Below are 8,277 nucleotides of genomic sequence, written 5' to 3'. Positions count from 1 at the left end.
GACGATTTTCAGCTTTCTTTGTTCCCTGTTTGAAATTTTTGAGGAAACTCCAAATCAACCTATAACCTTGGACAAAAATTTCATATACTTTTCTATCTGAAATATAGATAATTTCATTATCTTTGCACCTTTATTTTTTTACTATCAAAAAATTATGATACGAATTACTTTTCCCGACGGAAATGTCAGGGAATACAATGAGGGAATTTCGGCATTAGAAATTGCCAAAAGCATTAGCGAAGGACTTGCTCGTAATGTGCTGTCAGCATCAGTGAATGGTGACATTTATGATGCTACTCGTCCTATTACTCACGATGCAAAACTTATTCTTCATACATGGGATTCGGAAAAAGGTAAATCAACATTCTGGCATTCGTCTGCTCACCTTATGGCTGAAGCAATTGAAGCATTATATCCCGGAGTGAAATTCGGTATTGGTCCCGATATTGAAAACGGATTTTATTACGATATCGATTTTTTAAATTATAATATTTCTTCCGAAGATTTTAAAAAAATTGAAGATAAGATACTTGAAATAGCTAGGACAAAAACGACATTCAAACGCAAAGAGGTTTCAAAGTCCGATGCTATAAAATATTTTACTGAAAAGAACGACCCGTATAAGCTTGAGCTGATAAGCGATTTGCAGGATGGTGAAATAACTTTATACGAATCAGGGAACTTTATTGATTTATGTCGTGGCCCGCATTTGCCCGATACTTCAAATATTAAAGCTGTGAAGTTGTTAAGTATTGCAGGAGCCTATTGGCGAGGTGATGAACATAACAAACAACTTACTCGTATCTACGGAATTACTTTTCCAAAACAAAAAGAATTAGATGAATATCTTGTGCTTCTTGAAGAAGCTAAAAAACGCGACCATCGTAAACTAGGAAAAGAACTGGAATTATTTGCATTTTCACAGAAAGTAGGATTAGGTCTTCCTTTATGGCTTCCTAAAGGCGCTGATCTGAGGGCTAGATTAGAAGCTTTTTTAAGAAAAGTTCAGAAAAAAGCAGGCTATGTTCAGGTGATAACTCCTCATATTGGAAATAAAGAACTTTATGTTACTTCGGGGCATTATGAAAAATACGGCGCAGATTCTTTCCGCCCTATAAGTACTCCACAGGAAGGCGAGGAATTCATGCTGAAACCCATGAACTGCCCTCATCATTGCGAGATATATAAATCCAAACCGCGTTCGTATAAAGATCTTCCGGTTCGTATGGCTGAGTTTGGCACAGTATACCGTTATGAACAAAGTGGTGAATTGCATGGATTGACAAGGGTTAGAGGATTTACGCAGGATGATGCCCATTTGTTCTGCCGCCCCGACCAGGTTAAAGAAGAATTTCTGGGTGTAATTGATATTGTTCTATATATTTTTAAAACATTGGATTTTAAAGATTTTAAAGTTCAGATTTCATTGCGCGACCCGGATAACAAGCAAAAATATATAGGCTCAGATGAAAATTGGGATAAGGCCGAAAAAGAAATAATGGAAGCTGCTGAAGAAAAAGGTTTGAAGACTGTTGTTGAGGTTGGTGAAGCTGCTTTTTACGGTCCTAAGATGGATTTCATGGTAAAGGATGCTTTAGGTCGTCAGTGGCAGCTTGGAACAATACAGGTCGATTATAATTTACCCGAACGTTTTGACCTGGAATATACAGGTAGCGATAATCAGAAACACCGTCCTGTTATGATTCACAGGGCGCCATTTGGTTCTATGGAACGATTTGTTGCGGTGTTGCTCGAACATTGTGCCGGAAAATTCCCGCTGTGGCTTACTCCCGACCAGGCTATGATCATTCCAATCAGCGAAAAATACATTAATTATTCAAAAAAAGTTTTGAATTTGTTAAATAATTACGAAATTCGCACCCTTATTGATGACAGGAACGAAAAAGCAGGTCGCAAGATACGTGATGCTGAAATGCAGAGAATACCGTTCATGCTGGTTGTTGGAGAAAAAGAAGAAGCAGAAGGAACTGTTTCTGTACGAAAACAAGGACAAGGCGATCTGGGAACATTCTCAATAAAGGATTTTGCAGATTTAGTAAATAAAGAAGTGAGCGATATGCTTGCTGATTAAAAATAATAATTAAATAAAATATTAACAAAATTAAGGAGGAATAAGGTATAGCAACAACAGAAAGTTTCAGGCCAAATGTTCGCCGTTTTGGGCCACGACAAAAAGAAGATGCCCATTTTATCAATGAAAAAATTAAAGCTCCCGTAGTTCGCGTAGTAGGCGAAAATATCCAAACAGGTATTTATCCTATAAATGAAGCTTTAAAAATGGCTTACGACAAGGAGCTTGACCTGGTTGAAATTTCACCATCGGCAAATCCGCCTGTTTGCAAGATTGTCGATTACAGGAAATTTTTGTACGACCAGAAAAAGAAACAGAAGGAAATGAAAGCAAATTCAGTAAAAATTGTCATTAAGGAAATCAGGCTTAGCCCGAATACCGATGAACATGATTTTAATTTTAAACTGAAACATGCAATCAAATTCCTTGATGAAGGCGCTAAAGTGAAAGTGGATGTATTCTTTAAAGGAAGGTCAATAATTTATAAAGAGCAGGGAGAAATCATCCTTTTAAAATTTGCTGATGCTATAATGGAATACGGCAAAGTAGAACAATTGCCGCGACTGGAAGGAAAAAGAATGTTCATGATTATATCTTCAAAGAAAAAATAAGTAGTATAAACAAATAAAAAGCGAAGTAATGCCTAAAATGAAAACAAAATCTGCCGCCAAGAAAAGATTCGACTTTACTGGTACAGGTAAGATTAAAAGAAAACATGCGTACAAGAGTCACATTTTAACAAAGAAGGAAACGAAAAGAAAACGTAGCCTCACGCATGTTACACTCGTCAGCAGCGCTGATGAACGCAATGTAAGAAGGACTCTTTGTGTTTAATTAATTTAGTATTAACCTTGTTTACAGCTTCTAAAGTTCTCACATGATGGGGCGCTGAAACAAAAAATTAACAATTATGCCAAGATCAGTAAATGCAGTAGCATCAAGGGCCAGAAGGAAAAAGATCCTGAATAAAACAAAAGGAAATTTTGGCTCAGGAAAAAATGTTTGGACAGTAGCAAAAAACATTTATGAAAAAGGTCAGCAGTATGCATACCGCGACCGTCGTAACAAAAAACGTAATTTCAGAGGACTATGGATTGTTCGTATCAATGCAGGAGTGCGTGAATACGGAATGTCCTATTCTGAATTTATCGGAAAATTGAATGAGAAAAATATTAAAATCAACAGGAAAGTTCTTGCTGATTTAGCAATGAACCAGCCTGAAGCATTCAAAGCTATTGTTGATGCAGTGAAATAAAAATATCATTGCATCAAGGAAAAAGGGAATCGGAAAAAGATTCCCTTTTTTTATTAGCTTTGTATAAATAAAATTAAATTGAATCTTACCACTGAAGATAAATTGGTACTTTACGCTTCAAAACTGCATATTTCGGAAAATGAAATTCGTCAGGTTGAAGAAGCAATTCCTTTAGTAAAAGACTGGAATTATTTTACTGAAAATGCCATACAGAATGGCTCAGGCCCATTACTTTTTAAAAATTTACCGCTTGTTTCAAATTCCAATTTAATACCAAAAGAATATTTTGAAAAATTCGGGAAAGCCTATTACAGGTCGTTAAGCCGGAATATGGTTTTGTATGAGCATTTGAAAAATATTGTAAATATATTTTCAAAAGAGGGAATTGAAGTTATTGCATTAAAAGGAATACTGATGGCTGAATCAATATATGGAGATATCGCTTTGCGCCAGATGTCGGATATTGATTTGTTATTAAAAGAGCATGAAGCAGAAAAAGCATGGAATATTTTAAAAGCTCATGGTTATCAATACCAGGAATTCCATAAGACAGAATTTATAACAAATTTGAATGACCATAAACACATGCCTCAGCTTATTATGAATGGCATTCAAGTGGAGCTGCATTACAGAACTCATATACGTTATAGAGGATTTGATATAAAAATGGAAGATTATTGGGCAAAATCTCAGCCTGTGGTTTTAAATGGAGTTTCACTACGCAAGCTTTGTCCTGAGCACCAGATACAACATTCCTTTATACACCTTGATGAACATTTTAGTGATGGAAAGCCTCAGATATATGGATTTATTGATATTGCCGGCGTGATTGAAAAATATTCATCTGAAATCGACTGGAACTATTTTGATGAATCTTCACGCGATTATAAGTGCGATAATATTGTGTACAAATATTTATTCTTACTCAATAAATATTTTAATATTGATTTGCCGCAGTTTATCATAAATAAAGCTAAAACAATTATTGATTCAAAAACGGAAAGATTATTTATTCATTACTTGCAGCATTACAGGAAAGATTTACCACTGGAATTATCAAGCCGCAACTATGAAATACTGAGTCATATTAATGGTTTTAGAAATAAAATTAAATACCTGATAGACGACCTTTTTCCTTCAAAAAAATTTATGCTTGCCCGTTATAAAATTAAGAATAAAAATCTTTTATTCTGGTTTTATATAAAGCGAATATGGGTTGGAATAAAATCGATTTATTTAATTATACTCAGTAAAATTGTTACTTCAATAAAATCAGGAAAGAGCTAAAATTAAAAAGCCCTGCTGTTTTCGAACATTTTATAATATTTTCCCTGCTTTAGCATTAGTTGTTCGTGGTTACCTTGCTCTACAACCTTTCCGTTTTCTAAAACATAAATCATATCTGCCCATTGGATAGTGGAAAAGCGATGACTGATGATCAAAACAGTTTTATCTTTTGCTAATGATTTTAAATTTTTCAGAAGTTGTAGTTCTGTTTCCGCATCTAGAGCACTTGAAGGTTCATCCATAAACAGGATAGGAGAGTTACGGTAAAATGCCCTGGCTATAGCCATCTTCTGCCATTGACCGATACTTAGCTCTTCACCTTTTTCAAATAGATTTCCGATAATATTGTTATAACCTTGAGGTAGTTGTTCAAGCACATCATCAATGCCGGCATTTTTTGCCGATTCTTTTATCTTCTCAATTGACGCGGGTTCCGAAATGTTTCCTAAAAAAATATTTTCACCGGCTGTCATATTGTACAATGCAAAATCCTGGAAAACGGCTGTGATATTTTTTCTTAAATCATCAGGATTGATGCAAGATATATCATTGTTATCAAAAAATATTTTTCCATTATCAGGGAAATAAAATCCGCATAATAATTTTACTAATGTTGTTTTTCCTGAACCATTGGGGCCAACAAGCGCTACTGTTTTACCTGCTGGTATTTCCAACGAAACAGTATCAAGTGCTTTGCGTTGACTGGATGGGTAATGAAAACTTACATTATCAATAACAATACTTTTTTGTAATGTGTTAATTTTTTCCTTTGATGAAGATTTGGAAAGAGCAGGTAATTCAAGGAAGCTGAAAAAGTCGCCAAGGAAAACATTGTCTTCATATAACCCTGCAAGCGAATTGAAAAAATCTTTTAATACAGCATATCCCCGCTGGAAAATAAGAAAGAACAGGACAACTGTGCCTGCTGATACAATTCCATTTATTGCAAGGAATGAAATGTAGCCGAACGAAATAAAAATAATTGTTACAGCAAATATTTGTGCTGCTATTTCTGCAATTGCACGTTTTTTTATTAGTGAATTTTTTTTCTTATGAAGATAAGTTTGAATGTTATTAAAGCGTTCTTTAAAAAATGAACCCGTTCCGAAAAGCCTGAGTTCTTTGGCAAATGCAAGACCTGTAAGAATCCTATTATAATAATACGCTTCGCGTTCTCTCGTACTATTCGATTTATTCAGGTTGTAGAATTTTTTTGAAAAATAAAAACGGATGAAAATTTCTGGTATTACCGCAAACAGGATTAATACAAAAATCAACCAATGTATTTTGAATAATAATATTGCAATTACAAGCCATGAAAGTATCGATTGAATTGCAGTAAAACTTTCGTTGATCATTTTCAATGGACGAAACCCTGCTTCGTTAACAGCTCTGTGTATCTTGTCCTGCTGCTCCGAGTCTTCAAGGTAAGCCATGTCGAGAGTGATATGTTTTCGATGAAGTAAATTATAAATATATAATGAAACAGATTGTGATAAGCGTTCGCGAAGAATACTGCTGAATATACTTAATATTGAACTGAATAAAAAAACAATTCCGGTAATAATAACTATAGTCAGAATATTGTTATACAAAATTGTTTTATCAGCATTGCTGTTGATTTTCCAGATTAAATCAATTAACCATTTGAAAAGATATATTATTGCAAAAGGAAGTATTCCCTGGAGGATTGCAATGATTGTGTTTGTAATTGCAAGTTTCTTTGATTCACGGCAAACAAAAAATATACTTTTAAAAATACTTTTAATAGTTTGATTGATTTTGTTATATCTGCTAATAATCCAAACTAAAGAGTAACAGTAAAAAGTCAAAAGATTCGAATACTTAACGGCATACTGATTATAAATAGTATTTGTTTTTTTTTCTTTTCCTTTCTTGATAAAAAAGATAACCTTTCCACAAAAATTTTCTTCAGTAATTGGTTCATCTGTATTTCTGCATGAATCCCCTTTTGTAGTAAGTATTGTTTTATTATTATAGATGTTTTTTTTAAGTGCTCTATGTGCAACTAACTTAGGTCCTCTTTTAAAAACTACTATATCTCCAGGTATAATATCATTAATGCTGCATTTGTTGACAATAATTTCGAAACCATTGCGAAGTAAAGGATACATACTATATCCTCCAACTCTTCCCTTAACTGTTTGGTTTGAATTTAAGAAATAATTGGTCAATTCATATAACTCGTCAGCCCGCATGTTCTTTTATTAATTCTATAATTTCATGGTCGGGTTTGAACCCAATGCTGTAAATCGAAATTGTATTACAAAGTTCAGAAAGAAAATCGAGATGATGTTGTAAATAATTGTTATTGTAGCTATGCTGAATGCAATGAGCCATAACGCTTGAAACTGCTAAAGCACCGTTTATTTTTTTTATGATGTTTTCAGGTGAGTGATGAATTAAAGAAATAGTGTGTAATGGCGCTTCTCTATAAATATCGGCATAATGCATAGGTGTGTTGAACATGATATATTCATTTTCAAATCTCCTAATTATTAAACGGTCATCGTTAATAATTGTACTTCCTATATTTTGCCATAAACCGGCCATAGTGCTTTTTCCTGCACCTGAAAACCCTGAAAAAATTCTTCCTTTATTACCATCAAAAATTCCTGATGAATGAATCATAATGGCATCAAATTTTACAGTAAGATAATACAAAATCAATGATCCCAATGGATAGAGCAGGGGATTGATTTTATTTTCTTTATCAGGCAAGCAATAAATTTCCCATTCGTTAAGCTCTTTATTCAATATAGCAATTTGCTGTAAGGTGTTAATTTTTTCCTGTGAGTAAATAAAAAGTTTTAATGAGTCATTATGTTTGTAAATGGAAAAGAAATTCTGATTATTGTTTTTTACTTCAAATAATAAAAAAATTTTTTCTGATAAATTTTTGGGAATGGAATCGAATGCTTTGATTGTAATATCTGGGTTCGCTGTATTTTCGGTAGTTGTAAAATATTTATAGCCTTCTTCAAAAATAATCTCAGCGTTACATTCAGAAGTAACTTTAATAATAAACCTTGCAATTGATAAGTATTGTGAATTCAAAATAAAATGAATAATTGATTTTAAATATTATTGAATTTTTCGAGAAAATCATTCAGGTCTTTTTTTGCAGTTTCCCTGTCAATATCGAATTCATTGGTGATTTCATTAATAATATCATCTTCATTTTTTATCCCGTCAATATTATCCCAGATAAAACATCCAACTTCATTAAGTGTGTATATTTCGGTCATGTTGGCAATATTATTTTTTACAGGTACAAGAACTTTTTCGTTGCCTACATTCCTTGTAGCAAATAAACTTTTTCTTTTAAATAATTCATTCAAATCCATAATTATTTTTTTGTAAATATAAAAAAAAGTCCCCAAACATTGGGGACTTCAAAAAAAATGATTTAGTATTTATGCTTTCGAAATTTTAAAAGGGTTATTATCTAACTTATCCGGTTGTAATGCACTGCTGGGATCTCCCGGAGGTGTATCACTACTGGTTGTCATAAAAATAGAAATTTCATTATCAATTTTTATTTGTTCAATATTTGGTTTAGAGTAATTCCTTTTTTGTTTTTTATATATTGTTTTCATATCTGTAGTTTTAAGAATTAATA

The 8,277-nt window shown here is 33.0% G+C and carries 9 protein-coding genes; 5 read left to right on the top strand and 4 right to left on the bottom strand.

The window, feature by feature from the left end; genetic code table 11:
- Positions 1-154: 154 nt before the first annotated feature.
- The 5 genes from thrS to PKK00_12380 all read left to right on the top strand — a co-directional run bounded on the left by thrS (position 155) and on the right by PKK00_12380 (position 4,634).
- The gene (gene thrS / locus PKK00_12400; GenBank protein HNW99201.1) at positions 155-2,092 is read left to right on the top strand and encodes a threonine--tRNA ligase; all 1,938 of its coding nucleotides are present in this window, start codon (positions 155-157) and stop codon (positions 2,090-2,092) included.
- A 47-nt stretch (positions 2,093-2,139) separates the two neighbouring features.
- On the top strand, positions 2,140-2,703 hold the full coding sequence (infC, locus tag PKK00_12395; GenBank protein HNW99200.1) for a translation initiation factor IF-3: 564 nt from the start codon (positions 2,140-2,142) through the stop codon (positions 2,701-2,703).
- A 28-nt stretch (positions 2,704-2,731) separates the two neighbouring features.
- Positions 2,732-2,926, top strand: coding sequence for a 50S ribosomal protein L35 (rpmI, locus tag PKK00_12390; protein HNW99199.1), 195 nt, complete (start codon positions 2,732-2,734; stop codon positions 2,924-2,926).
- Positions 2,927-3,002: 76 nt separating this feature from the next.
- Positions 3,003-3,347 carry a 50S ribosomal protein L20 gene (gene rplT, locus PKK00_12385; protein ID HNW99198.1) on the top strand — a complete coding sequence of 115 codons (345 nt, stop codon included), beginning with the start codon at positions 3,003-3,005 and terminating at the stop codon, positions 3,345-3,347.
- 78 nt (positions 3,348-3,425) lie between these two features.
- The gene (locus PKK00_12380) at positions 3,426-4,634 is read left to right on the top strand and encodes a nucleotidyltransferase family protein (protein HNW99197.1); all 1,209 of its coding nucleotides are present in this window, start codon (positions 3,426-3,428) and stop codon (positions 4,632-4,634) included.
- Positions 4,635-4,636: 2 nt separating this feature from the next.
- On the opposite strand, the gene PKK00_12375 is transcribed toward PKK00_12380, so the two are convergent.
- From PKK00_12375 to PKK00_12360, 4 genes are all read right to left on the bottom strand, one after another.
- Entirely contained in the window at positions 4,637-6,853 is a 2,217-nt protein-coding gene (locus tag PKK00_12375; protein HNW99196.1) for a signal peptidase I, read from the bottom strand.
- Complete coding sequence (locus tag PKK00_12370; GenBank protein ID HNW99195.1) at positions 6,843-7,712, bottom strand: hypothetical protein; 870 nt, start codon at positions 7,710-7,712, stop codon at positions 6,843-6,845. The genes PKK00_12375 and PKK00_12370 overlap by 11 nt, the downstream gene beginning before the upstream one ends.
- A 20-nt stretch (positions 7,713-7,732) precedes the next feature.
- The gene (locus PKK00_12365) at positions 7,733-8,002 is read right to left on the bottom strand and encodes a PqqD family protein (protein HNW99194.1); all 270 of its coding nucleotides are present in this window, start codon (positions 8,000-8,002) and stop codon (positions 7,733-7,735) included.
- A gap of 69 nt (positions 8,003-8,071) precedes the next feature.
- Entirely contained in the window at positions 8,072-8,254 is a 183-nt protein-coding gene (locus PKK00_12360) for a hypothetical protein (protein ID HNW99193.1), read from the bottom strand.
- Positions 8,255-8,277 lie beyond the last annotated feature (23 nt).

Source organism: Bacteroidales bacterium (genome assembly GCA_035353855.1).
Lineage (GTDB): Bacteria > Bacteroidota > Bacteroidia > Bacteroidales > CG2-30-32-10 > DAOQAK01.
Note: the sequence above shows the minus strand (reverse complement) of the source record. Positions and strands in the feature narration are given on the sequence as shown.

Bases quoted from the DNA above. Each gene is read 5' to 3' on its own strand.
- PKK00_12375 (HNW99196.1), bottom strand. From the start codon at position 6,853: ATGCGGGCTGACGAGTTATATGAATTGACCAATTATTTCTTAAATTCA.
- thrS (HNW99201.1), top strand. From the start codon at position 155: ATGATACGAATTACTTTTCCCGACGGAAATGTCAGGGAATACAATGAG.
- rplT (HNW99198.1), top strand. From the start codon at position 3,003: ATGCCAAGATCAGTAAATGCAGTAGCATCAAGGGCCAGAAGGAAAAAG.
- rpmI (HNW99199.1), top strand. From the start codon at position 2,732: ATGCCTAAAATGAAAACAAAATCTGCCGCCAAGAAAAGATTCGACTTT.
- PKK00_12365 (HNW99194.1), bottom strand. From the start codon at position 8,002: ATGGATTTGAATGAATTATTTAAAAGAAAAAGTTTATTTGCTACAAGG.
- PKK00_12360 (HNW99193.1), bottom strand. From the start codon at position 8,254: ATGAAAACAATATATAAAAAACAAAAAAGGAATTACTCTAAACCAAAT.